This is a genomic window from Capnocytophaga sp. ARDL2 (assembly GCF_041530365.1).
In the GTDB taxonomy this organism is placed as follows: Bacteria; Bacteroidota; Bacteroidia; order Flavobacteriales; family Flavobacteriaceae; genus Flavobacterium.
Window position 1 is genome coordinate 2,255,505 of sequence record NZ_CP168034.1, and the last position, 23,088, is coordinate 2,278,592.

At 35.2% G+C, this 23,088-nt stretch carries 29 protein-coding genes and 1 pseudogene; 20 read left to right on the top strand and 10 right to left on the bottom strand.

Going from position 1 to position 23,088, the window contains the following annotated elements; translation table 11 throughout:
* Window positions 1-45: 45 nt before the first annotated feature.
* From AB4865_RS11365 to porV, 20 genes are all read left to right on the top strand, one after another.
* On the top strand, window positions 46-180 hold the full coding sequence (locus AB4865_RS11365; RefSeq protein ID WP_372473417.1) for a hypothetical protein: 135 nt from the start codon (window positions 46-48) through the stop codon (window positions 178-180).
* 147 nt (window positions 181-327) lie between these two features.
* Entirely contained in the window at window positions 328-1,143 is an 816-nt protein-coding gene (locus AB4865_RS11370; protein ID WP_372473418.1) for a DNA alkylation repair protein, read from the top strand.
* A 102-nt stretch (window positions 1,144-1,245) separates the two neighbouring features.
* On the top strand, window positions 1,246-1,728 hold the full coding sequence (locus AB4865_RS11375) for a YdeI/OmpD-associated family protein (RefSeq protein ID WP_372473420.1): 483 nt from the start codon (window positions 1,246-1,248) through the stop codon (window positions 1,726-1,728).
* Window positions 1,725-2,249, top strand: coding sequence for an alpha/beta hydrolase (locus AB4865_RS11380; RefSeq protein ID WP_372473421.1), 525 nt, complete (start codon window positions 1,725-1,727; stop codon window positions 2,247-2,249). Before AB4865_RS11375 ends, AB4865_RS11380 begins: the two co-directional genes overlap by 4 nt.
* A gap of 128 nt (window positions 2,250-2,377) precedes the next feature.
* Window positions 2,378-2,764, top strand: coding sequence for an HU family DNA-binding protein (locus AB4865_RS11385; RefSeq protein WP_002664579.1), 387 nt, complete (start codon window positions 2,378-2,380; stop codon window positions 2,762-2,764).
* Window positions 2,765-2,939: 175 nt separating this feature from the next.
* Complete coding sequence (locus AB4865_RS11390; RefSeq protein ID WP_372473422.1) at window positions 2,940-3,269, top strand: multidrug efflux SMR transporter; 330 nt, start codon at window positions 2,940-2,942, stop codon at window positions 3,267-3,269.
* Between the two features lie 72 nt (window positions 3,270-3,341).
* Window positions 3,342-3,914 (top strand): hypothetical protein, encoded by a 573-nt coding sequence (locus AB4865_RS11395; protein ID WP_372473423.1) that lies wholly within the window; start codon window positions 3,342-3,344, stop codon window positions 3,912-3,914.
* A gap of 62 nt (window positions 3,915-3,976) precedes the next feature.
* Window positions 3,977-4,423, top strand: coding sequence for an isoprenylcysteine carboxylmethyltransferase family protein (locus AB4865_RS11400; protein ID WP_002687308.1), 447 nt, complete (start codon window positions 3,977-3,979; stop codon window positions 4,421-4,423).
* Window positions 4,424-4,497: 74 nt separating this feature from the next.
* Window positions 4,498-5,235 carry an SDR family oxidoreductase gene (locus AB4865_RS11405; protein ID WP_372473424.1) on the top strand — a complete coding sequence of 246 codons (738 nt, stop codon included), beginning with the start codon at window positions 4,498-4,500 and terminating at the stop codon, window positions 5,233-5,235.
* A gap of 28 nt (window positions 5,236-5,263) precedes the next feature.
* Window positions 5,264-5,470, top strand: coding sequence for a YdeI/OmpD-associated family protein (locus AB4865_RS11410; protein ID WP_002664571.1), 207 nt, complete (start codon window positions 5,264-5,266; stop codon window positions 5,468-5,470).
* Window positions 5,467-5,826 (top strand): DUF4260 domain-containing protein, encoded by a 360-nt coding sequence (locus AB4865_RS11415; RefSeq protein WP_002664569.1) that lies wholly within the window; start codon window positions 5,467-5,469, stop codon window positions 5,824-5,826. The genes AB4865_RS11410 and AB4865_RS11415 overlap by 4 nt, the downstream gene beginning before the upstream one ends.
* Before the next feature lie 23 nt (window positions 5,827-5,849).
* Entirely contained in the window at window positions 5,850-6,233 is a 384-nt protein-coding gene (locus tag AB4865_RS11420; RefSeq protein ID WP_002664568.1) for a GNAT family N-acetyltransferase, read from the top strand.
* Complete coding sequence (locus tag AB4865_RS11425) at window positions 6,203-6,484, top strand: hypothetical protein (RefSeq protein WP_095917179.1); 282 nt, start codon at window positions 6,203-6,205, stop codon at window positions 6,482-6,484. The genes AB4865_RS11420 and AB4865_RS11425 overlap by 31 nt, the downstream gene beginning before the upstream one ends.
* A gap of 26 nt (window positions 6,485-6,510) precedes the next feature.
* Window positions 6,511-7,302, top strand: a complete 792-nt coding sequence (locus AB4865_RS11430; RefSeq protein ID WP_002664567.1) for a cation transporter — start codon at window positions 6,511-6,513, stop codon at window positions 7,300-7,302.
* A gap of 33 nt (window positions 7,303-7,335) precedes the next feature.
* On the top strand, window positions 7,336-7,782 hold the full coding sequence (locus AB4865_RS11435; RefSeq protein ID WP_372473426.1) for a GyrI-like domain-containing protein: 447 nt from the start codon (window positions 7,336-7,338) through the stop codon (window positions 7,780-7,782).
* A gap of 51 nt (window positions 7,783-7,833) precedes the next feature.
* Window positions 7,834-8,223 carry a VOC family protein gene (locus AB4865_RS11440; RefSeq protein WP_372473427.1) on the top strand — a complete coding sequence of 130 codons (390 nt, stop codon included), beginning with the start codon at window positions 7,834-7,836 and terminating at the stop codon, window positions 8,221-8,223.
* Between the two features lie 175 nt (window positions 8,224-8,398).
* Entirely contained in the window at window positions 8,399-8,944 is a 546-nt protein-coding gene (locus AB4865_RS11445) for a GNAT family N-acetyltransferase (protein WP_372473428.1), read from the top strand.
* Between the two features lie 376 nt (window positions 8,945-9,320).
* On the top strand, window positions 9,321-9,518 hold the full coding sequence (locus AB4865_RS11450) for a hypothetical protein (RefSeq protein ID WP_372473429.1): 198 nt from the start codon (window positions 9,321-9,323) through the stop codon (window positions 9,516-9,518).
* 145 nt (window positions 9,519-9,663) lie between these two features.
* Entirely contained in the window at window positions 9,664-13,476 is a 3,813-nt protein-coding gene (porU, locus tag AB4865_RS11455) for a type IX secretion system sortase PorU (protein ID WP_372473430.1), read from the top strand.
* A gap of 28 nt (window positions 13,477-13,504) precedes the next feature.
* Complete coding sequence (gene porV / locus AB4865_RS11460) at window positions 13,505-14,629, top strand: type IX secretion system outer membrane channel protein PorV (RefSeq protein WP_372473431.1); 1,125 nt, start codon at window positions 13,505-13,507, stop codon at window positions 14,627-14,629.
* Window positions 14,630-14,684: 55 nt separating this feature from the next.
* Here porV and AB4865_RS11465 read toward each other — a convergent pair whose 3' ends face one another.
* The 10 genes and pseudogenes from AB4865_RS11465 to AB4865_RS11510 form a co-directional block, all read right to left on the bottom strand.
* Window positions 14,685-15,107, bottom strand: a complete 423-nt coding sequence (locus AB4865_RS11465; RefSeq protein ID WP_372473432.1) for a DUF2147 domain-containing protein — start codon at window positions 15,105-15,107, stop codon at window positions 14,685-14,687.
* A gap of 21 nt (window positions 15,108-15,128) precedes the next feature.
* Window positions 15,129-16,049, bottom strand: a complete 921-nt coding sequence (locus tag AB4865_RS11470; protein ID WP_372473433.1) for a YihY/virulence factor BrkB family protein — start codon at window positions 16,047-16,049, stop codon at window positions 15,129-15,131.
* Window position 16,050: 1 nt separating this feature from the next.
* Window positions 16,051-16,911: a carboxylating nicotinate-nucleotide diphosphorylase gene (nadC, locus tag AB4865_RS11475; RefSeq protein WP_372473434.1), complete on the bottom strand. Its 861-nt coding sequence runs from the start codon at window positions 16,909-16,911 to the stop codon at window positions 16,051-16,053.
* Between the two features lie 11 nt (window positions 16,912-16,922).
* Complete coding sequence (locus AB4865_RS11480) at window positions 16,923-17,405, bottom strand: ABC transporter ATPase (RefSeq protein WP_372473435.1); 483 nt, start codon at window positions 17,403-17,405, stop codon at window positions 16,923-16,925.
* Window positions 17,406-17,556: 151 nt separating this feature from the next.
* The gene (locus AB4865_RS11485; protein WP_372473436.1) at window positions 17,557-18,336 is read right to left on the bottom strand and encodes a (Fe-S)-binding protein; all 780 of its coding nucleotides are present in this window, start codon (window positions 18,334-18,336) and stop codon (window positions 17,557-17,559) included.
* Window positions 18,337-18,338: 2 nt separating this feature from the next.
* Entirely contained in the window at window positions 18,339-18,950 is a 612-nt protein-coding gene (locus AB4865_RS11490; protein ID WP_372473437.1) for a hypothetical protein, read from the bottom strand.
* Between the two features lie 12 nt (window positions 18,951-18,962).
* Window positions 18,963-20,303 carry a 4Fe-4S dicluster domain-containing protein gene (locus AB4865_RS11495; protein WP_372473438.1) on the bottom strand — a complete coding sequence of 447 codons (1,341 nt, stop codon included), beginning with the start codon at window positions 20,301-20,303 and terminating at the stop codon, window positions 18,963-18,965.
* 118 nt (window positions 20,304-20,421) lie between these two features.
* Window positions 20,422-20,679: pseudogene (locus tag AB4865_RS11500) on the bottom strand (GIY-YIG nuclease family protein).
* A 140-nt stretch (window positions 20,680-20,819) separates the two neighbouring features.
* Entirely contained in the window at window positions 20,820-21,773 is a 954-nt protein-coding gene (locus AB4865_RS11505) for an MlaD family protein (RefSeq protein WP_372473439.1), read from the bottom strand.
* Between the two features lie 18 nt (window positions 21,774-21,791).
* Complete coding sequence (locus tag AB4865_RS11510; RefSeq protein ID WP_372473440.1) at window positions 21,792-22,964, bottom strand: N-acetylmuramoyl-L-alanine amidase; 1,173 nt, start codon at window positions 22,962-22,964, stop codon at window positions 21,792-21,794.
* Window positions 22,965-23,088: the final 124 nt, after the last annotated feature.

Here is a 23,088-nt window from a genome sequence, read left to right on the forward strand (position 1 = left end):
TCTTTGTGTTCGTAAAGAGAAGAAAAATTTTGTTTCATTTAAGATATGCAGACTTGGAAAACCATTTGGGAGCAAGATGCAACACTGAATCGTGCCTATCAGTACGATTTTGAAGTGTATGGCGAAAAATCACAAAACGGTAGTGAGTCCGAGGTGGAGATTTTTATCAGCGTAAAATAAACACCTACATCACACTTATTAAATGCCTTTATAGCCAGTGTATCATAAAAAAAACCGCACATATATTGAGAAGGCAAATTTAAATTTGTAAAAAGTACCTCCTCATATAAAATATATAAATTGTTTAATTTTTAAAAAGAAGATAGTATGACACACGAAATACAAAACCGAAAGGGAGCAACAAAACTTGAGAATATTCCACAACAAGTGTTGGAATTATTAAACGCAGGTAAAATTGTAAGTGTAAATCTGACCGAGTGGCTTGCCGTTAATCACATTACTTTGGTGGCTTCCACATTTTCTGAAATGGGAATTTCAGATGCATATATTTCTGAAATTCAAAATGTAATAAAAAATCAAAAAAAGCCATCAACGATGAATACCATCAAGTTGATTGGAGCATTTCTTTATGAAAAATACGCTCAATCAACGGATTATTTAGCCGTTTTTGAGAAATTATCCACGCATTTGTCTGATTCGGTGCGTTGTTATGCTACCTATTTTATGGCTCTAAATACCGATTTTTCACTCGAAAAAAAACTCGGTTTGTTACAGCCGTTGGTGGCAGACAAACATTTTGGGGTGCGTGAAGTAGTTTGGATGGCACTCAGACCTGAATTGAGCGAAAATTTGGCATTTTCAATTGATTTTCTATCGGTTTGGGCGGAAAATGAAGATGAAAATATCCGTCGTTTTTGTTCGGAGGCTTTGCGTCCGCGTGGTGTGTGGTGTTCGCATATCGAGACCTTGAAAAATTCACCTGAATTGGCTTTACCTATTTTGGAAAAATTAAAATCGGATTCGGCTAAATATGTACAAGATAGCGTAGGCAATTGGCTGAATGATGCGAGTAAATCTCGTCCCGACTTTGTACAAGAATTGTGTAAGCGTTGGGAAAAAGAAAGCCCTACAAAATCAACAGAGTACATCATTAAAAAAGCTCTAAGAACCATTTTAAAGTAGTGAAATACTGTAAGGCTCAAATATTTTTATCCCAACTACGGACGAGACACATTTCGTCCCTACAATCACCGCAATGGTATATCAAAAAATAATATGAAAGAAATGGACAAAGACTTACAGCAAATGACCCGAGAGCAACTCATCTTGGAGGTCGAAAAACTACGCAATGCCATTCGTAAGCACCGTGATTGTAGCGGACACGATTTGTGTTGGTTTCACCCTGATTTATGGAATTTACTACCCGAAAAATATGAGGTGGATATCTGTGTTCCGCAATGGGATAAGTTTATGCAAGGGTGTATCCAGTACCGAAAATCATTAGACGAACAATTGCCTAATGCCCCCAGAACAACGATTGATTTTGAAGAGACTAAAATAATGGAAACAAACAAAATGCCCCACAGCACCGACATAGAAAACATCTTAAAAGAAACCCCCGAGGCATATGCCGTGTTTCAAAAACTGAGTCCGTCTCACAAAAACGAGTATATCCAATGGATAAATGAAGCCAAAAAGCAAGAAACCAAAGAAAGGCGTTTGGAGAAAATGATAATTATGTTACTAAACAAAAAGGAAAACCAATGAAAAAACTCATCGTTATTTCGGATTTATGGGGTGTAAAACAATCACAATGGTGGCAATATTACACCGAAACCTTATCCAAACATTTTGAGGTTATCTTTTATGACGCTTGTCAGTTAGGGCAGATAGATGTAAGTCAATATACCGAGGTGGCACTGCATCAGCAATTTATGGACGGTGGCGTTCTACAATCTGTACAAAACTTAACCCACAAAGAAAAAGAAACCTTCGCCATACTAGGTTTTAGCATAGGTGGCTATATTGCTTGGAGAGCCTTACACAGCGGATTAAAAGCCCAACATTTGGTAGCCGTATCTTCCACCCGATTGCGGTATGAAACAATACCTCCAAAAGCTCAGCTTCACCTATTTTATGGTAAAGAAGACCATCATCTGCCCAGTACTGCGTGGTATGATACAATGAAAACATCGCCATACCTGTTTGATGAGGCGTATCACAACTTTTACCAAAAAGAACATATCGCACAGCAAATCTGTGAGTATATCCAAAATAAGATGCTATAAGCCCTGATAATTCAAAGATATAAAAATGAAAATCAATGCCGTATAATGTTTAAAAATATTATCTTTGTTAGCCATAGGACATACAAGGTATTCCTTAATAAATGTATCATTTCTAAAAATTTTCAATTATGAGCATCAAGTACAAAGTTATCGAGAAAGGGCAACCGGGCGTTGCCGGAGGCGGAACCAAAAAGTTTTATGCCAATGTAGTAACCGAAGGAGAGCTATCGGTAGATGATTTGGTAAAGCAAATCGAGAAATTTTCCGCTCTTAGTGAGGCGGACATTCGCGGGGTGATTATCGCTTTGGAAAATGTAATTCAGCAAGGATTAGCCGATAGCAAAATCATTCGTTTGGAAAAACTCGGCAGTCTATACCCTACGCTCAGCAGTAATGGAGTAGCTACCGAAAAGGAGTTTACGGCTAACCAGATAAAATCCGTTAGTGTGAATTATCGCCCAGGTACCCGCATTGTAGAAGCAATGAAAGCAGCAGGTTTCGAGAAGAAAAAATAGTTTTCATAAAAACCAGCAGCAGTATTTCTAAAAACCAAGCGTGGTTTCACCTAAAACCACACTTGGTTTCACTCAAAACCTGCGGTGCTTTTGCCCAAAACCTGCGGTGGTTTTTTCCGTAGAGATAGGAGGTTTCCTGTCCTTAGATTAAATATATTACCTAAATTTCAAGAAAATGAAATATTTTTATTTAGCATTATCAATTATTCTAGAAGTTACAGGCTCTGCCTTTTTGAATAAATCGGAAGGGTTTTCTAAACTTGTGCCATCATTGGTTACAATAATAGCTTTTGGAGCGTGTTTTTTCTTCTTTTCTCAATCTCTCAAAGAAATTCCTTTGGGAATAGCCTATGCCATTTGGGCAGGTTCAGGATTGGTGCTTACTGCATTGGTTTCAGTATTTATTTTTAAGCAAAGTTTAGATTTGGCAGGGATTATAGGTATCGCATTTATTTTGGTGGGGGTAATTATTCTGAATGTATTTTCAAAATCATCAGGACATTGAGTAGAGACAGGAAAACATCGTCTCCACACAAAGAAATCTTGGTAGGAGCAAATCACCATTTATCTAAAACTTATGAACCATAAAAGTAAGGGTAAAACATTTTTTACCCCTCAATGTGAGGGCAAAACATTTTTTACCCCAACGAAACTCTGGCTGTATTTTATCATCACAATGTCGGTGTACTTACTGATGGTTTTTATCACCATCCCCACACTGAATCGCCTTGCCAACGGACTGGAAATCATTGATGTCCTCCCCTTTTACGATAGCGAATATGTGGTGCGTCTTTTAGAATATTTAGAAAGTGAGGGCAGACATTACTATCTGTACAAGCAATTGCCTGTGGATATGCTGTATCCGCTATTGTATGCCTTTACTTACAGACAAATATTAAAGCATTTCATTGATAAATTAGATTTTAAAAGAGTAAGATGGGTGGTATTTTTACCCATTGTGGCGGCAGTGTTTGACTACTTGGAAAATATCGGCATCGGCATATCGCTTTACCGCTTTCCGTCACTTTCGGATACCGTTTTATCGGTATTGCCTTTTTTCAGTTTGCTAAAAAATCTCTTTGTAGTGCTGTATCTGTTGGCGTTTTTCGGATTGGGAATTATGGTTTTGGTAAAGAAAATAAAATCTTGATTGCGTCGCCTTTGGTCTTAATCGCACAGTTTATCAACCATTATAAACAAAAGAAGTAAAAAATGTTACAGTTAAAAATTCCTCCAGTTATCGTTCTTGCTGTTTTTGCGAGTATGATTGTCGCCATTCCGTATATTTTTCCATTCGATGCCTTTCAGTCGATGGGTTTATGCATCTTTTTTATTGTGCTAGGTGCAATGATTGCATTATCAGGCGTTTTGGAGTTTAGAAAATTAAGCACCACCGTCAATCCTACCACGCCCGAAAAGAGTAGTCGTATTGTGGATACGGGTATTTATCGGTTCAGCCGAAATCCGATGTATTTGGGAATGGCGACGGTGCTTGTAGGCTTAGTGTTTGGTTTTGGCAATTATTTTTCGTGGTTGGCTGTTGTGGGATTTGTGGTGTATATTACACAATTTCAGATACTCCCAGAAGAGAGGGTTTTAAAACAAATTTTTGGCAAACCTTACGAAGAATATCTGACGAAAGTTCGCCGTTGGTTATAATTTTATTTAGATAATAAAACTTCAACAAATGTGTTAGAATTATATAACTTTGTCCATTAGTAAAGAATTTAACAATGAAACTATCAAACAACACTATTTTAATTACGGGCGGTTCATCAGGTATTGGTTGGGCATTAGCAGAGCGTTTTTATGAACTTGATAATAAGGTAATTATCACAGGAAGAGACCCTAAAAAATTGGCTCAAATCAAAAGCCAATACCCAAACATTGAAACTTTTGCACAAGATTTGACCCAGCCCCAAGCTCTTGATGATTTAGCCGCTTTTATTAAAGAAAATCACCCTGATTTAAACATTTTGATAAACAACGCGGCGGTGCAGTACAATTATTTGTTTACTGAAGAACGTGATTACGCCCAAAAAATAGATTACGAACTGGCTATAAATCTGGCTATTCCGATGAAGTTAAGTGTTAATTTGCTTCCTATTTTGTTGAAAAACAAAAATTCGGCAGTGGTGAATGTCAGTAGTGGACTTTTTATTGCACCGAAAAAAACGGCTTCGGTGTATTGTGCCACCAAATCGGCATTGCATAGTTTTAGCCAAACGCTTCGTTATCAGTTAGAAAACACACCTGTTAAGGTATTTGAAATCGTGCCTTCGCTCATCGATACGCCAATGACTCAAGGGCGTGGCAAATCAAAAATCAGCCCTGAAAAGTTGGTTGATGAATTTATAAAAGGCTTTAAGTCAAATAAATACGAAATTTATATCGGCAAAACCAAATTGCTTAAATTCATACATCGCATTTTTCCGAAAGTGGCTTATAACATAATGAAAAACGGATTGTAATCACTTAAAAATCAAAGATAAAATTCATATGGAAAATCAGTTTAGTAATATGGATATAGAAAACATCTTAAAAGAAACCCCTGAGGCGTACAATGTGTTTCAAAAAATGCCCCTTTCGCACCGAAACGAATACATCAAGTGGATAAACGAAGCCAAAAAGCAAGAAACCAAAGAAAGGCGTTTGGAGAAAATGATAAGTATGTTACTTGATAAAATAAACAAGGAAAAACAATGAAAACACTTTTAAAATTAGAATACATCGCTCTTTTCGTGTTGGGCGTTGTGATGTTTGGGCAATCAGAATACGAATGGTGGTGGTTTTTAGTGCTATTCTTCGTGCCTGATTTGTCTATGGTGGGCTATTTGTCAAATCCTAAAATTGGGGCAATGTTTTATAATTTTGCTCATCACTTCGGGACGGCTGTTATTGCTTTTGTGTTAGGTAAATATCTATCTATAAATGAATTGACACTAGCAGGAGGTATTCTATTGGCTCATTCGGCTTTTGATAGAATCTTAGGCTTTGGACTCAAATACAGCGATGATTTTAAAAACACACATTTGGGAAAAATTGGAAAAGAAAGTAATTAAAAATATTTATTAAATCAAAAATTATGAAGCTAACTATCAACGAAAATCTATACCTCAAATTGGTAAAACTATCTGACGCGACGGATATTTTTAACACAATTGACCACCAACGCGAATATTTGGGCGAATGGTTGCCTTTTGTTCAGTATATCAAAGAGGTTGCTGATGAGGAAAATTTCCTAAAATCAGTTTTGGAAACAATGGAGCAAACGCAAGAATATATTTTTTGTATCCGCAAAGATGAGAAGTTTGTGGGGCTTATCAGTTTTATCAAACCGGATATTGCCAATCAGAAAACGGAAATTGGTTATTGGATTTCAAAGGATTATCAAAAGCAAGGCGTTGTAACTCAGGCTACCAAAAGGCGTGGGAACTTTTGCACGAACGATTTTCGGCAGAAGAAATAGAAGAACATCGCTATTTTTTACGCAATCGTTTTGAAATTGGCGGTTTGCGAAAAGACACGGGCAAAGCCGAAATTATTTTTCATTTTGAAAAAGAATTTAGCGACCTTTGCCACCGAGAACAGAAACAAAAAATCAGTGAATATTTTTTGACCGCCCTTCGTGTTTTTGCCCAAAAACAAAAGAAAATCAATTATAATTTTGAGTTGATGTTGGCTGATTTTGAGCGAATTGTGAAGGATTGGCAAAAATGAATTGAATCAAAACAAACAAGAAAAAAATGTACAAGACATCATTTAAAATATCAAAAATGGATTGCCCTTGCGAAGTGCAAATGATAAAAATGAAGCTTGCAGAGTTGCAAAATATTCATTCAATGGAATTTAGCATAGATAATAGACTGTTAATTGTTTTTCATAGTGGTAACTATCAGCAGATTTTTCAGCACCTTAAAAGCCTACAATTAGACACTTCTCTGATTGATAGCAGTGCTGCAGATGATTACTCAAAAACAAATGACACCAATGAAAGAGTATTGCTCTGGCGTGTTTTATATATCAATTTTTTCTTTTTTATTTTAGAAATGGCAACAGGATTTTTATCTGGTTCTATGGGGCTTATCGCCGATAGTTTGGATATGCTTGCTGATAGCTTAGTGTATGGACTTGCTTTATTAGCTGTTGGTACGAGTATCATTTATAAAAAACGCATTGCAAAAATAGCAGGTTATTTTCAAATATTTCTTGCCATTATCGGACTTGTAGAAGTCATTAAGCGATTTATTGGCAGTGAATCCATTCCTCATTTTCAAACGATGGCTTTTGTTTCGTTGCTGGCACTTATTGGTAACGCTCTTTGCTTGTATTTATTGCAAAAGAACAAAAGCCAAGAAGCTCATATGCAAGCCAGTATGATTTTTACTTCTAATGATGTCATTATCAATATAGGGGTGATTATTGCTAGTGGATTGGTTTATTTGACTAATTCTAAATCTCCTGACCTTATCATCGGAGCCATTGTATTTTGCATTGTTTGGCAAGGGGCAATAAAAATTTTAAAACTCTCAAAATAATGTAAATTAACTTTAATTAAAAAAGGAAATCATATGAAAAACGAATGTAAAATCATCGGCATCGCGGTACGCACAACCAATGCCAACGGACAAGCCGCAACAGATTTGGGCAAACTTTGGGGGCAATTTATGAGCGACACCATTTCAAAAATCCCCAATACCATTTCGGGGGAAATTATCGCGATTTACACCGATTATGAAAGTGATTATCAAGGGGCTTATACCGCGATTATCGGGAAGAAAGTCAGTTCGTTAGATGAAATTCCAAAAGGAATGATTGGGCGAGAATTTCCTGCTACAAAATTTCAGAAATTCATTGCCAAAGGAGAAATGCCCAATGCTGTTATGCAGACTTGGAAAACCATTTGGGAACAAGATGAAGTGCTGAATCGTGCCTACCAGTACGATTTTGAAGTGTATGGTGAAAAATCTCAAAACGGCAATGAATCCGAAGTGGAGATTTTCGTTTCGGTGAAATAAAATAAGCTGAGTAACAAAAATTGTATTTTTCAAAAGAGGAAATCTAAATATATGACAAAACTAGACCCAATCATTGCAGTAAAAAATGTAGAAGCGAGTGCGAAATGGTATCACAAAATATTCGGATTTGGGAATATGCACGGAGGAGACCATTTTGCTGTATTAACGGACAAAAATAATCAAGTGGTACTTTGTTTACACGCTTGGGAAACGGACGATCATCCAACAATGGAAAATCCAAATATTCCCACAGGAAATGGATTACTGCTGTATTTTAGAACAGAAAATTGGCAAGAAATAAGACAAAATATTGAAAAAATTGGTTGGACAATTGAACGAGAAATTCATCAAAATCCAAATTCACGCAAACAGGAATTTTCATTCAGAGACCCAGATGGTTATTACATTACTGTGTCAGAACTTCATTCTTATGAAGGTTAATTTATGAAGTAAGAAAGTGAAAATGTGAAAAACTTGCAAAGTTTGAATACAGTGTAAGTTGTTGAAAATGGTAGAAAAAGCAATTAATTTACACGAAAAAGCTCACGAATTTTGTTTTATTGCCAATTCTATTAATTTTCCTATTGGACTTAATCCGATAATAAAAACCAAAAATATGAAACTCACAATCAACGAAAATCTGTATCTCGAATTGATAAAAGTATCGGATTCTGAAACCATTTTCAATATCATCAACACACAAAGAGAATATTTGGGCGAGTGGTTGCCTTTTGTTCAGTATATTAAGGAGGTTGCCGATGAGGAAAATTTTATAAAATCAGCTTTGGAAACGATGGAACAGACCAAAGAATATGTATTTTGCATTCGGAAAGACGGAAGACTGGTGGGGCTTATTAGTTTTATCAAACCCGATATTGCCAACCAAAAAACAGAAATAGGTTATTGGATTTCAAAGGATTATCAAAAACAAGGCATTGTAACTCAGGCTACCAAAAGGCTGTGCGAATTCGCCTTTAACGAGTTGGGAATGAACCGCGTTCAGTTGCGATGTGCGGTGGGCAATCTGCCGAGTAAAGGCATTCCCAAGCGATTGGGATTTACCTTCGAGGGCATCGAGCGACATGGCGAACGCGTTTCGGAAGGCATTTTCAGAGATTTGGAGGTTTACAGCAAACTGAAAGACAAGTTTTTAACACTGTAAAAAGCAAAAAAAATATCTAAAACAATTTTGTATATTCGTTTTAGCATTAATAAAGTTTAACTATTAAATTTTCTAAAACAATGAAAGTAAAGAATTTATTATCAGCTATATTTGTATTTGTAACGGCAATCCAAATGTTTTAATTTCAACAGTTTCTTTTGATCAAAATGGTAACCAAACAGATAGTAATACAAATATTTGGACGGTTACAAAAACAGGCAACAAGTTAAATGTTGAAGGCATTGGTAAATTACTCTTAGACAAAAAAGGAAGAGTTGTACTTTGGGGTAATGCTATTTTATCGTATGATAACAACGACAATATAGTAAAATTTGACGATTCTGGATTTTTTTATGATACGAAAAAAGCATCACAATTGCATGTAAACCTACCTCAATGGTTTAAATCGTTATTTTTCTTCCAATCATTTATGAGTACAGGAGAAAACAATATCAAAAAAATATCCGACAATAACGATGAATTTACTTTTACACATGTGTACAATGAATTAGGATATGCAACTCTTACTCAATTTGACGCTGTTTTGATAGAATACGAATACATCAAAAAGTAATAATTATTCACAAAAACACTTGAAACCAAGTACTCTTTTCGGTACTTGGTTTTATTTTTTTAACATAAATAAAATTTAAAACAAAAAATTCTTTGATAGCATTGATTTTTTTATTTGATTTGTTGTTTATTTATTTCAAATCGTAATGAGAAAAAATTTATTGTTTTATTTCTTGCTTAGTCAAACGGCTATTTTTGCTCAAAATAGCAATGTTTCTTTGGAATGGAAAGAACATACTACGTATATTTCTGAAAAGCAATACTCTTTTCCAACTGTTGCAAATGCTCCTTTTCATTTTGACAGTGCATTGGGGCTTCCTATCGTTGTAAAAAACATCGACGAATCAAATGAAATCATTCCTGCAACAGTGAGAATTTCTAATCTCAAAACCAAACGTTTACAAAAAAAATACAAAGACCTCAACATCGCAAACATTCCTTCTCAATTAAACTATCAGCTTTCAATAGGAAAAAGCGAACGTGGAATTGTGAATCAACTGAATTATATCCCATTTGTAAAAATAGGTAAAGAAATTCATCAAATAGTATCATTTGACATACAGTATCAAACAAGTAACTACACAGCTTTCTCTACTGTTACATGGCCTACTCAGTCTGTGTTAGCATCGGGTAACTGGTACAAAATAAAAATCGACGAAACGGGAATTTATAAATTAGATAAAAACGCCCTAACACAAATGGGGATTCCATCTAATGTAGATCCACGTACCATAAAAATTTATGGATACGGCGGTCGTCCATTGCCAAAACTCAACAAAAACAATAAATATTTTGATCTTCCACAAACAGCTATTTATTTTCATGGAGAAAATGACGGCGTTTTAAATGACAATGATTACCTACTCTTTTACGGAGTCGGAACAAAAAAATGGGACACCGAATACGCCTCGCATATCAACCCATATAGCGACGATGCGTACTATTTTGTAACCTATGGTGGTAATCAAGGAAAACGCGTACAAACAATGGTTCAACCCTCTGAGGATGCTACGATTACAATAGATGATAGCAACGAACGTGTATTTCTTGAAGCAGATAACATCAACGTGGCTCATTTGAGTAGAAAATGGTTTATGGATACCTTTTCTACGAGTTTTACTCAAACGTACCAACTGACTTTGACCCAACCAAAACTGACCAAACCAGTCATTTTGAGTGGGAATCTGGCTTCGTCATCTTCTTCTCCTGCTACGATGACCATCAGCAACAACAATCAAACATTGGGTTCGCTTGACATCAGAGAACGCACATCTGAAAATATTGCTTACGAACGACATTTTCAATACACGCTAAGCAATCCAACTGCTACGAACCAAGTGGCAATTACTTTTGGAAACAACGGAGTGCCTTCTGCCAAAGGTTATGTAGATTTTGTTGCAATTAATTATCACAAAAACCTCGTTGGATATGGTAAACAATTTGGCTTTAGAAACAATGAGGCAACCAACTCTACAGGTGTAGTACAATATAGAATCACTAACACTCAGGCTATTGCGCAAATTTGGAACGTTTCTGACCCACATCAAGCGACCGTTCTTAGCAATAATGCAAATGTATTGCAATTCAAAGCCAACGGAGGTGTAGCTCAAGAATATGTTGCTGTAGATTTTTCTGACACCTATACACCTCAATACGTTGGAACTGTTACCAATCAAAATTTGAAAGGCTCTATTTTTAACGAAGGAGCCGTAGATTATCTCATCATTACCCGCGAAGATTTGGTTCCTGCTGCTGAGAGGTTGGCTACTTTTCACAAAGAAAAAAACTATTATACAGTAAAAGTTGTTTCTACAAAGCATATCTATGAAGAATTTTCAACGGGGCAACAAGACGTTTCGGCTATTAGAAATTTCATTAGATTTATGTATTTCAATTCGCCAGATGCCAATAGAAAATTGAAATACATCAATTTCTTTGGTGAAACCTCGTTTGACTATAAAAATCGTATTGAAAATAACAACAATGTCGTTCCGATTTACTTTCAATTAAATCCATTTTTGACAGGAAATAACATTGGAGCAAATTTCAACGACCAGAGTTCGTTTAGCACTGACGATTTTTATGGTTTGTTAGACGAAAATGAAGGAAATTTCATCACTCAAAATTACATAGGAATTGATGTAGCTGTAGGTAGAATGCTCGCAAATAATCTCACAGAAGCTCACGCTATGGTGGACAAGGTGATTCGGTATCATGACAATATTCACAACCATCAATGGACGCTCAACGGTGTAGCAATTGCTGATGACGTGGACAAAATCCAAGATGAGATTTTACAACAAATGATGGATACGGGGATGAATACTATTATGGGTTATAGACCAGAAATCAACATCAAAAAAATCATGTTGGATGCTTACAAACAGGAAGTTTCTACTGGTGGACCTCGTTATCCTTTAGCTAAAAAAGACATTTATCAAGCAATCGACAAAGGGACACTGTTTGTCAATTATTTAGGACATGGTGCAGAGAGAATACTCTCGGGCGAACGCATTATGGAAATCAGCGATATAAACGCTATGAACAATGGTGACCGCATGCCACTATTCATCATCATTACGTGTGAATTTACACGATTTGACAATCCTGCGGTGCTATCAGGAGGAGAAGTTTTATGGTTGAAAAAAGATGGTGGTGCTATAGGTTTATTGGCAACTTCGAGAAAAATAGGTATTAGTAGTGCAGGAGAGTTTACCAAAAAACTATCTGAATACCTTTTTAATCCTGAAAACACAAGTGCTGGGGAAATATCAATTGCAGAAGCACTCAGACAAAGTAAAAATTTAGGATTGTCAGAAAAAGCTGTTGTCAACTTTTTAGGAGACCCTGCGATGAAATTACCTATTTCAAAACCAAAAATCTCTTTGACAAAAATCAATGGAGAAAATATTGCCAATTTCACAGGCATTATGAAAGCGTTGGAAATGATAAAAATCGAAGGGGAAGTACAAAATGAAAATGGAGTACTACTCAACAGTTTCAACGGAGATGTTCTTATACAAATTTTTGATAAAGACCTTGAAAAAACTACTTTGAGAAATGACAAAGTAGGAGCTGCTTTTACATTCAATGCCCAAGGGGAAAACGTTTTTAGAGGAAGTGCAAAAGCGACGAATGGAAAATTTGAATTAGAGTTTATGTTGCCTAAAGACATACGAATGCCTGTTGGCAAAGGAAAAATCAATCTATACGCAACAAAAACTGCCCATTTCCCTCAGTCAAAAGTTGGAACCAATCTCGACATCAATATAGGTGGAATCAACGCAAATGCAGCAGAGGACAACAAAGCACCAGAAATCAAAGTGTTTATGAACACCGAAACTTTTGTAAACGGTGGTACAACGGACGCCTCACCTACCTTTTTAGGTTTATTGTCAGACGAAAATGGTATCAACACTGCAAGTGGTATAGGTCATGATATGGTGTTGATTCTCGATGGAGACGAAAACAATCCGATTGTAGTCAATGAATATTACCTTGCAGAAAGCAATAATTTTAGAAAAGGAACTATCAAATTTCCTTTCAAAAACCTAAGTGCAGGTACTCATCATCTAAAATTGAGAGTGTGGGATTCATACAACAATTTAGCCGAAGGCGAATTGACCTTTGTGGTAGATTTGCAAGACGATATTATGCTAAACAATGTTTTGAATTATCCAAATCCATTTATCGATTATACAGAATTTTGGTTTGAACACAACAAAACCAATGAACCTTTAGAAGTACAAGTCCAAATTTTTACCATAACAGGAAAAGTAGTAAAAACCATCAATGAATCTATCTTGCCTTTGAGTAGTCAATCGAGAGACATCAAATGGGATGGAAAAGATGATTTTGGAAACAAAATTGGAAAAGGTACATATATTTACAAGTTGAAAGTAAAATCAACATTGTCAGGTAAACAAACAGAAAAAATTGAAAAACTCGTAATTTTATAATATCTTTGTAAAAGAGTAAAGTGTAATAATGAAAAAAGTAATTTTAACCATAAGCGGATTATTGTTGGCAAATACAACAATCGCACAAAACAATTTACGTACAATACGTACAGGTGTACCATTCCTTACAATCACTGGAGACGCACGTGCTTCAGGTATGGGAGATATAGGTGTTGCAACCTCTTCGGATGTCTTTTCACAAAACCACAATGCTGCAAAATATGCCTTTGCTGATCAGGCACAAGGATTGGCAATTGGATACACACCTTATATGGCAAAAATCGCCAATGACATTTCGTTGGCTCAGCTCAACTATTATAACAAATTCAACGACCGTAATGCGGTGGGGGCAAGTTTGAAATACTTTGGTTTAGGTGATATTCAATACACAGGATTGGACGGTTCGGCATTAGGAACTTTCTCTCCTAACGAATTTGCTGTGGACGTATCGTATTCTATCAAATTGTCTAACACCTTTTCTGGAGGGATTACAGCAAGATACATCAGCTCTAACCTTCAGGCAGCTAACGACAGAGAAGGCAAAGCAAACTCTGTTGCTGTGGACATTTCAGGATATTATCAATCAGATTTTATTTCAAATGCAAATGGTACAGACGGACGTTTCAAAGCTGGTTTTGCGATTCAAAACATCGGACCTAAAATTTCTTATACAGAAGATGCTTTGTCTGAAAGTTTTTTGCCTACCAATATGAGATTAGGTGCTGGATATGATTTTATCTTTGACAGATACAACACGCTTTCTATATATGGAGAAACTACTAAATTGTTAGTTCCAACTCCACCAGAAGGAAATTCTGCTGACGACTGGAAAAACTACAGAAATATTGGTTGGATGCAAGGAATGTTTAAATCATTTGGAGATGCACCAGGAGGAATGTCTGAAGAATTTAAAGAATTTACTTGGTCATTGGGTGCAGAATATTTGTACCAAGATTCTTTTGCTTTTAGAGGTGGGTATTTCCATGAATCTAAAGAAAAAGGTGCAAGACAATTTGCTACTTTGGGGGCTGGTTTTAAATACAATACTGTAAAAGTAGATTTGTCGTACTTGTTCTCGATGGGTGCCATCCAAAATCCTTTGGACAACACATTGCGTTTTTCTTTGACGTTTAACTTTGGAAACAAATACTAATTATATATAAATAAAAAAAGGAAGATTTCTCTCGAAATCTTCCTTTTTTTATTGATTAATTTACTTTATGCCAAGTTTGTGTACGTCCTAAAGCTGATATTCCAACATATCCACGAACGTTTATTTTATTAGTTCCATTGGGTTTGATAGTACATTTGTACTCTTTTCCAGAATTTGGATCTAAAATTTTTCCACCTGTAAACTCATCCCCTTTCTTTTGAATACCTTTGATTACTACCATTCCTTTGATAGGTTTTCCTTTGCGTTCGTCCGTACATTTTTCACAAACTGCATTTTTTTTCTCTGTAAGAATTTCTATTACTTTTCCTGTATAAACTCCTTTATTTTCTGTAATCTCAACTATTGACTTTGCTTTACCTGTTTCATCGTCAATTGTTTTCCATCTTCCTACGATGTTTTGAGCATGTCCTACATAAGCGATAGCACTCAAAACCATTGTTGCTAATACCTTTTTCATAATTTCTTAAATTGATTAAACTTATTTCTCTTTTGCTAATATACCTTTTTTTTGTTTTAGTTTGAAAATTGTAGCATTTAAATCAAATCCCAATAACAAAATCAAGCAATTGAGCCATATATAAATCATAATCACTAAAAGCGTTCCTATCGATCCATACAGCTCATTGTATTTAGAAAAATAAATTACATAAATTCCAAAACCATAAGAGGATGCTCCTACCAAAAGAGTAGTAAAAATAGATCCTGACGAAATAAATGCCAATTGCATGGTTTCCTTTGCACTAAATTTATACAAAGTGGAAATTCCTATCAAAAACATAATCATCAAAAAGGCATAGCGGAATAAATTCAACAAGATTTTATATTCGGAAAATTCCTGCAATATAAACCCAACTGAAAAATATAATGCCAAAGACAATACAAAAAAGAAACACAGTACCACAGATAATATGGCTGCTACTAAATATTGCTTGAAAAAATTGCGTGTTATAGACAAGTGATAGGAAGATTCAAATCCGCCGATGATAGTATTCATACCATTTGCCATGAAAAAAATAGTCATAATTCCCCCCCAAGAAAGCAAAGGTTGATACGAATTGTTCATAATATCGACCAAAATACTTTCGATTGCTCCAAAAGTTGTTGGCGGAACGTTTTCTTCTACAAAATGCAAAAATTCATCTTGAAAATTATCGACAGGAATATAAGGAATCAAGTTAAGCAAAAAAAGTGCAAAGGGAAATAACGCCAAGAAGAAACTAAATGCAATAGCACCTGCTCGATACGAGAAGGTGCCTTTTATTATACCATAAATGTACAATTCTAACAAGTCATACAACTTCAATCCTTTCATTCCAGGTAAGTTAATGTTCTTTGTTAGAGCTACTACATTTTTGATAATTGGTAGTTTTTCAATTGGTTTGTTTCCTCTTTGAGTCATATTACAAAACGGCTTTTAGACTTAAATCCATATTGTAAACAGAGTGTGTCAATGCTCCACTTGAAATGAAATCAACTCCACATTCTGCATAATTTCTCAAAGTCTTTTCATTGATATTTCCAGAACTTTCCGCAAAACATTTTCCATTGATAAGGGCTACTGCTTCACGTGTTTGTTGGTAGTCAAAATTGTCTAACAAGATTTGATAGACTCCATCGTTTTTTAAAATTTCTTTTACCTCGGCTATATCTCTTGCTTCTACAATGATTTTCAAATCTTTGTTTTTTTCTTTCAAATACTTTTGAGTTTGTTGAATCGCTTGAGTGATTCCACCTGCAAAATCGATGTGATTGTCTTTGAGCATAATCATATCGTATAAAGCAAAACGGTGGTTTTCTCCTCCTCCAATTTTCACAGCCCATTTTTCAATGGCACGAATACCTGGAGTGGTTTTACGAGTATCTAATATTTTGGCTTTAGTTCCTTCGAGCAATTTTACAAACGACTGTGTTTTAGTTGCTATTGCACTCATACGTTGCATACTATTTAGCACTATGCGTTCGGCTCTCAAAATCGCTTGAGAATTTCCGGTTACGTAAAATGCAATATCTCCATATTTTACAGGAGTTCCATCGTTGACAAGGACTTCTATTTGCAATTGTGGATCAACAGTAGTAAAAATTTGCTTTGCAAACTCGACCCCTGCCAAAATTCCTTCAGCTTTTACCAATAGTTTGGCTTTTCCAGTTGCAGTTGCAGGAATACAAGCCAGGGAGCTATGGTCACCATCGCCTACGTCTTCACGCAAGGCATTGGCGATGATTAGTTCTAATTCTTTATCGAATTGATGTTGTGAAATCATAATTTTTCTTTTTAAAAAAATCTACTGTGCCAACTCTCCGCAGCGGATACTTCCCAATATTCTTCAAACTCTTCGATAGTATTTACCAAATTGTTGAATACAATGGTATTGGCATTTACAGCTTTTTCTTTAGCCATTTTTTTGAAATCAATCAATGATTTGTGAGCGATAAATTCACCCGATTTGAATGTTACATTCATTTTATCGAGCAAATCCACGCCGTATTTAGCTTGTAAATCCAAAATCATTCGCACTGATGCGTCTATCGAGCAGCCCGATGCAGGATGATAATCTTGATCTACCGCCAATACGATAAATCTATTGTAAACGATTTTGTACGACGCTTTCAATGGCGTACTATGAGCTACCCATTGTTCTACAAAATCTTTTACCACTATTTCTATTTCTGCCACCTCTGCGTCTGATAATTTTCTATCGGCTTGATAAATCCAGATACGAGAGTTTTTTGGCATTTCTTCAAAGGGGATGTACATGATTAATTTGAAAATTAGTTGATTTGAAAATTTGGATCCCTCATAAGGCGGAACAGGAATTGCTAAATTTTAAAATATAAAGATTTCTCCTTTCGTTGAAATGACTTTTTTAAATTATCACATTATTCCCCCTTCGGGAGTTAGAAGACATTTATAAATCCTCCGCATTGGCAATCATTTCAGCTACATCGAGTACTTGGATTTCACCTTCTTTGTGGTTGAATTTGACACCGTCGGTAAGCATCGTATTGCAGAAAGGACAACCTGTTGCAATGATATTTGGTTGAGTAGCCAACGTATCTTCGGTACGCTCCATATTGATATCTTTGTTTCCTTTTTCAGGTTCTTTAAACATCTGAGCACCACCTGCACCACAACACAAACCGTTTTTCTTAGCTCGTTTCATTTCCACCAATTCAGCGTCTAATTTCTGAATCAAATCTCTTGGAGCTTCGTATATTTTATTGGCACGACCTAAATAACAAGGGTCGTGGAATGTAATTCTTTTCCCTTTAAATTGTCCACCTTCGATAGTCAAACGACCTTCTTCCAAAAGAGATTTTAAAAATTCCGTATGGTGTACCACTTCATAGTTTCCGCCCAACTCTGGATATTCGTTTTTCAAAGTATTGAAACAGTGAGGACAAGCAGTAACGATTTTTTTTACACCGTAGCCGTCAAACACTTGAATATTCATCATGGCTTGCATTTGAAACAAAAATTCGTTTCCAGCTCTTTTGGCAGGGTCGCCAGTACAACCTTCTTCTGTTCCTAACACGGCAAATTTTACATTGGCTTTATTCAATAACTTCACAAAAGCCTTGGTTATTTTTTTTGCTCTATCGTCAAAACTTCCAGAACATCCCACCCAAAAAAGTACTTCAGGACTTGTTCCCTCTGCGGCATATTCTGCCATTGTTTTAATTTCCATACTTATTGTCTTGTTGTTATTGAATTTAGGTATTCGATTGCTTTTTCATTGATTTCTTGAGGCAAAATATTGAAAAAATCTTCACCATTGTATTCAAACATAAATTTCCAATCTCCCTCTGTTGCTTTGTCTTTAATAGCAATAATCACTTTTTGATCATACACCTCAAATTCATGTTCATTATGTTTGAATACACTCATTCCCATCTCCAAAAAAGCATCTGCTAAATTTACTCCTTTGATATCTGGTGCATTTGGATTAAGGACTTGAACTTTCATTTTGTCTGGAAAATTCAAGAAAACATATTCATCCCCAGCATTTCCTTTGATTATATCTGAATAAGATAGTTTTGAAAAATCTCTTGGTTCAAATTTTATAGTAAAATTTGACGAATTTTGAATTTCAAATGCATAATTCATACCATTGATATAATCAGCTTTGTTTATATAAGTAAAATGTCCAGGGTGCATCAAATCTGACATTACCTGAGTATTTTTATTATCAAAAGCTTCGAAATAATCAGCTACTTTCATGATTACTTGATCATGTGCTGGTGATTGTGCTGTTACTATGTACGAACAAATTATTGTTACTGCAATGATTATTTTTTTCATAATTATATTTTATTAGTTTTCGTCTTTCCAATTTAAGCGATCCATTTGGTTGTACTGCCACGGTGCACCATTGTTTTCGATATTTGCCATCATAGCATTCAATTCCATTGGTGCTGCCGATTGCTCCATCACCAAATATCTACGCATATCCATAATGATAGACAACGGACTGATGTCGATAGGACATTCTTCTACACATGCGTTGCAAGAAGTACACGCCCACAATTCTTCTGGTGTGATGTAATCGTTGAGCAATGATTTTCCGTCTTCTACAAAAGTCCCTTTGTTTGCATCGATATTGCGACCTACCTCTTCCAAACGGTCTCTGGTTTTCATCATAATAGCACGAGGCGACAATTTTTTTCCTGTGATATTGGCAGGACACGAAGAAGTACAACGACCACATTCTGTACACGAATATGCATTGAGTAATTGTACCCAATTCAAATCTTGTACATCCGAAGCTCCAAATTTTGCTGGAACTGCATCTGCATCTGGTGCCGGTGCTGCAAATGGGTCTGCATTCGGATCCATCATCAATTTTACCTCATTGGTTACACTCGCCAAGTTGTCGAACTGACCGTAAGGATTCAAATTTGCAAAATAAGTATTTGGGAACGCCAATAAAATGTGTAAGTGTTTTGAATAGTACAAATAATTCATAAAACACAATACCATAACAAAGTGTCCCCACCATCCGATTCTTTCCAAAATGTGCAAAACACCATCACTCAACCCACCAAAAATTGCTGGTCCGATGATTTGAGAGATTGAAAAGTTAAACGATCCTTGTCCTGCAAAGTGCGATGCACCTCTGTTGAACAATACTTCGTCAGTTCCGTTCATAGTAAATATACAAACCACCAAGACAAATTCCATAATAAGGATTAGGTTCGCATCTTTTTTAGGCCACCCCAAAAGTTCTTCTTTGTTTAATCGAGGTAATTTCAACAAATTTCTTCTCGACATAAAAGCGATGGTTGCCACCAAAGCACCCACTGATAAAATTTCGATTAAACTGATTGTAAATGTATAAAATCCACCCAAAAACGGTTTGAATACACGGTGTGTGCCAAAAATACCGTCGATAATAATTTCGATTAATTCAATTTGTGTAACGATAAATGCCAAATAAATAGCAAAGTGGAGCAAAGCTGGTATCGGTCTGTTGAACATTTTCTTTTGACCAAAAGCAATCAACAGCATATTTTTCCATCGAGCTGTTGGATTGTCTGTACGATTGACAGCCTGTCCTAATTTGATGTTACGAATGAGCTTTTTTACATTTACTGCAAAAAAGCCAAATCCTGCAATGAGCAATCCAAGAAATAGAATACTACTTACGATTTGCATAGTTGTAATTGTTTATTGTTGTTAGTTTGTTTTAGTTTTTTTTGTCATTCCGACGGCAGGAGGAATGTATATTAAATTTCATCATTTAAAAATTTCCAATCTTTATTGAATTCAAAAATTAATTTTTCTTTTTTTCACGACTCCAAGATTTAATTTGTTTCTCTCTTGAAATTGCTTGTTCTACATCATTAAACCATTCATAATAAATCAAGTAAAAACATTTATACTATAATGTAAATGATTTACTAAAAGGTAATTGATTACGATGATAGTATAATCTTTCTTTCAAATTATTGGTTACTCCTGTATATAATACTGTTTTATTTTTATTTGTGAGTATGTAAACATAGTAGTTATGTGTGCCAAATGTTTTCATATTCAAAACTTATTTATCAAAAAAGATTATTCTTCAGTTTCAGACAAGCCCTCTAATTTTCACTTCGTTCGTACCTCAATCGCTCTGAATAACAGATTGTTTGTCATTCCAACGACAGGAGGAATCTTTTACAGAAAAAATTAATTCTGCACAGGCTCTGTATAAGGAATATTTTTCTTTCCGAAAACCGACAAATTGATGTATCGTTTAGGATTTAATTTCAAATCTTCCAACAATTGTCCTAATTCTTTTGATGCTTTTTCCAAATTGTTGTACAATTTTTCGTCTTTCAACAATTTTCCTGCACTACCTGATCCGCTATTCAAATCACTAATCATTTTGTTTAGACTAACCGAAGTTGCCTCTAAATTATTAATGATTTTTTGCAATTTTTCGATTTCAATTTTTTCTAATTGTGTTGAAAACTGAGCTAAATTGTTTGACGATTTATTAAAATCCGCCATGATATTATTCAATTTTGGTTGATTAGACGCTACCATATTATCTACTTTTGAAGTCATCGCATTTACATTTTGCATACTTTGGTTCAAATTAGCAATAGCATCTTGCAAATTCTTTTGAGTAGTGGGGGTTAAAATATTATTTACATTGAACAACAAACTGTTTACATTAGTCATCACTTGATCCAATTTTGCCATTAATGGATCGGCTTTTGCACCTAAATTGTCTATCAACCCATTTTGAGAACCATTGGCAAAGAAATCTCCACTTTGTGCCAATTCTTTACTTGTACGATCTATATCCAAAAAGATTTGTTTGTCGCCCAACATCGATGGAGCATACATTACAGCTTTGGTGTTTTTTGTGATTTCCATAGGATTGTTTACTGCTAATTCTACTACCAACGAACCATCATTGGGTTGTAAATCAATTTTGCTCACACGACCAACGACCAATCCGTTTACTGTAACTTTTGATGCCGTGGTCAATCCTTCTACATTGTCATATTTAACATAAAATTTTCGAGTGGAGCTAAATAAATCATTTCCTCTCAAAAATGAAATTCCCCATAATAATAACGCAAAAGATACAACGACTAATATTCCTGTTTTTAATTCTTTACTTACTTTCATTATTTTGTTTTTGTTTTTTTATTTCAACGCATCTTGTACACTTACTTTCTTACCATTTTTAAACGCGACTAAAAAAGCAGAAGAATGTCCTGCGTTTTTAGCTTCTTCTAACGCTTTTCGGGTATAATTGATGTCTGTTGACTCTCCGTAATAATATTTATACATATTACCTTCCTTCTCAGATTTTACATCTCTCAAGCCTTTGAAGTTTTGAGGTGAAGTTTCCGTTTGCTTACTTGATGCTGCCAATTGCACTTTGAAAATCACACCAACTTTTGTAACCTCAGCAGGTTTAGTCAACTCAATAGATGTTTTTTTTGCTTCTTGAACTTTTTCTTCTTCTGGTTTTACCACAATATTATCAAGATTGCTTACTACTACTTCACGCCTTGCCGCTGCATCTCTTATTTCTTTGTCTGAAATTGTAGCTGTATGATGGTTCTGACGTTTATATTCCAATATAGCCAATGCGATGGCTTGAGCAATTTCATTTTGACCTACTTCTGAATTTAGATATTCTCCTTCTTCTCTATTGGAAATAAATCCTATTTCTACCAATACACTCGGCATAAATGCACCATGTAACACCCAAAAAGGTCCTTGTTTTACTCCTCTATTTTTTCTTCCAATATCATCGGTAGATTTTCTTTGAATTTTTGCTGCCAATTCAATGCTTTGAGCCATGTTCAACTCTTGTTGTAATGTCAATCCTAAAACCGAAGAAGGGTTGTTAGGGTCAAAGCCTGCATAGGTAGTTTTATAATCTTTTTCTAATACAATTACAGCATTTTCTTTCTTTGCAACTTCCATATTAGATTTATTTTTGTCTGTACCCATTACAAAGGTTTCGGTACCATAAGGTTCGGTGTTGTTTACAGCATTTGCGTGAATAGATACAAATACATCTGCCTTTTCTCTATTGGCAAGCTGGCTACGTTCGTACAATTCTACAAACACATCGTTTCTACGCGTACAAACCACCGTAATACTCTTGTCTTTTTTCAACAATTGTTCAACTTTTAAGGCAACTTTCAAGACTATATTTTTTTCAATCAAATGACCACGGGTAGCTCCAAAATCTTTACCTCCATGTCCAGGATCTAAAACTACTTTGAAATTTTGAGCATTTGCCTCTATACACAAAAGACACAATGCACCTCCCAATATTCCTTTTATTTTTCTAAATATCATCTGTTGTAAATTTTGGTATTATTTTATTGTTAGAATAACTGATTTTTGACGTAACTTTGAACCCACAAAAGTTCAAAAAATACATTTTACAAAAATACTATTTAATATCTTGCAAACAAAAGTA

Coding starts and splice junctions, on each gene's coding strand:
- AB4865_RS11440 (WP_372473427.1), top strand. CDS start 7,834: ATGACAAAACTAGACCCAATCATTGCAGTAAAAAATGTAGAAGCGAGT.
- AB4865_RS11485 (WP_372473436.1), bottom strand. CDS start 18,336: ATGGAAATTAAAACAATGGCAGAATATGCCGCAGAGGGAACAAGTCCT.
- AB4865_RS11480 (WP_372473435.1), bottom strand. CDS start 17,405: ATGTACATCCCCTTTGAAGAAATGCCAAAAAACTCTCGTATCTGGATT.
- AB4865_RS11405 (WP_372473424.1), top strand. CDS start 4,498: ATGAAACTATCAAACAACACTATTTTAATTACGGGCGGTTCATCAGGT.
- AB4865_RS11495 (WP_372473438.1), bottom strand. CDS start 20,303: ATGCAAATCGTAAGTAGTATTCTATTTCTTGGATTGCTCATTGCAGGA.
- AB4865_RS11435 (WP_372473426.1), top strand. CDS start 7,336: ATGAAAAACGAATGTAAAATCATCGGCATCGCGGTACGCACAACCAAT.
- AB4865_RS11410 (WP_002664571.1), top strand. CDS start 5,264: ATGGAAAATCAGTTTAGTAATATGGATATAGAAAACATCTTAAAAGAA.
- AB4865_RS11375 (WP_372473420.1), top strand. CDS start 1,246: ATGGACAAAGACTTACAGCAAATGACCCGAGAGCAACTCATCTTGGAG.
- AB4865_RS11385 (WP_002664579.1), top strand. CDS start 2,378: ATGAGCATCAAGTACAAAGTTATCGAGAAAGGGCAACCGGGCGTTGCC.
- AB4865_RS11380 (WP_372473421.1), top strand. CDS start 1,725: ATGAAAAAACTCATCGTTATTTCGGATTTATGGGGTGTAAAACAATCA.
- AB4865_RS11400 (WP_002687308.1), top strand. CDS start 3,977: ATGTTACAGTTAAAAATTCCTCCAGTTATCGTTCTTGCTGTTTTTGCG.
- AB4865_RS11490 (WP_372473437.1), bottom strand. CDS start 18,950: ATGAAAAAAATAATCATTGCAGTAACAATAATTTGTTCGTACATAGTA.
- AB4865_RS11505 (WP_372473439.1), bottom strand. CDS start 21,773: ATGAAAGTAAGTAAAGAATTAAAAACAGGAATATTAGTCGTTGTATCT.
- AB4865_RS11365 (WP_372473417.1), top strand. CDS start 46: ATGCAGACTTGGAAAACCATTTGGGAGCAAGATGCAACACTGAATCGT.
- AB4865_RS11390 (WP_372473422.1), top strand. CDS start 2,940: ATGAAATATTTTTATTTAGCATTATCAATTATTCTAGAAGTTACAGGC.
- AB4865_RS11465 (WP_372473432.1), bottom strand. CDS start 15,107: ATGAAAAAGGTATTAGCAACAATGGTTTTGAGTGCTATCGCTTATGTA.
- AB4865_RS11430 (WP_002664567.1), top strand. CDS start 6,511: ATGTACAAGACATCATTTAAAATATCAAAAATGGATTGCCCTTGCGAA.
- AB4865_RS11445 (WP_372473428.1), top strand. CDS start 8,399: ATGAAACTCACAATCAACGAAAATCTGTATCTCGAATTGATAAAAGTA.
- AB4865_RS11470 (WP_372473433.1), bottom strand. CDS start 16,049: ATGACTCAAAGAGGAAACAAACCAATTGAAAAACTACCAATTATCAAA.
- nadC (WP_372473434.1), bottom strand. CDS start 16,911: ATGATTTCACAACATCAATTCGATAAAGAATTAGAACTAATCATCGCC.
- porU (WP_372473430.1), top strand. CDS start 9,664: ATGAGAAAAAATTTATTGTTTTATTTCTTGCTTAGTCAAACGGCTATT.
- AB4865_RS11415 (WP_002664569.1), top strand. CDS start 5,467: ATGAAAACACTTTTAAAATTAGAATACATCGCTCTTTTCGTGTTGGGC.
- AB4865_RS11510 (WP_372473440.1), bottom strand. CDS start 22,964: ATGATATTTAGAAAAATAAAAGGAATATTGGGAGGTGCATTGTGTCTT.
- porV (WP_372473431.1), top strand. CDS start 13,505: ATGAAAAAAGTAATTTTAACCATAAGCGGATTATTGTTGGCAAATACA.
- AB4865_RS11420 (WP_002664568.1), top strand. CDS start 5,850: ATGAAGCTAACTATCAACGAAAATCTATACCTCAAATTGGTAAAACTA.
- AB4865_RS11395 (WP_372473423.1), top strand. CDS start 3,342: ATGAACCATAAAAGTAAGGGTAAAACATTTTTTACCCCTCAATGTGAG.
- AB4865_RS11370 (WP_372473418.1), top strand. CDS start 328: ATGACACACGAAATACAAAACCGAAAGGGAGCAACAAAACTTGAGAAT.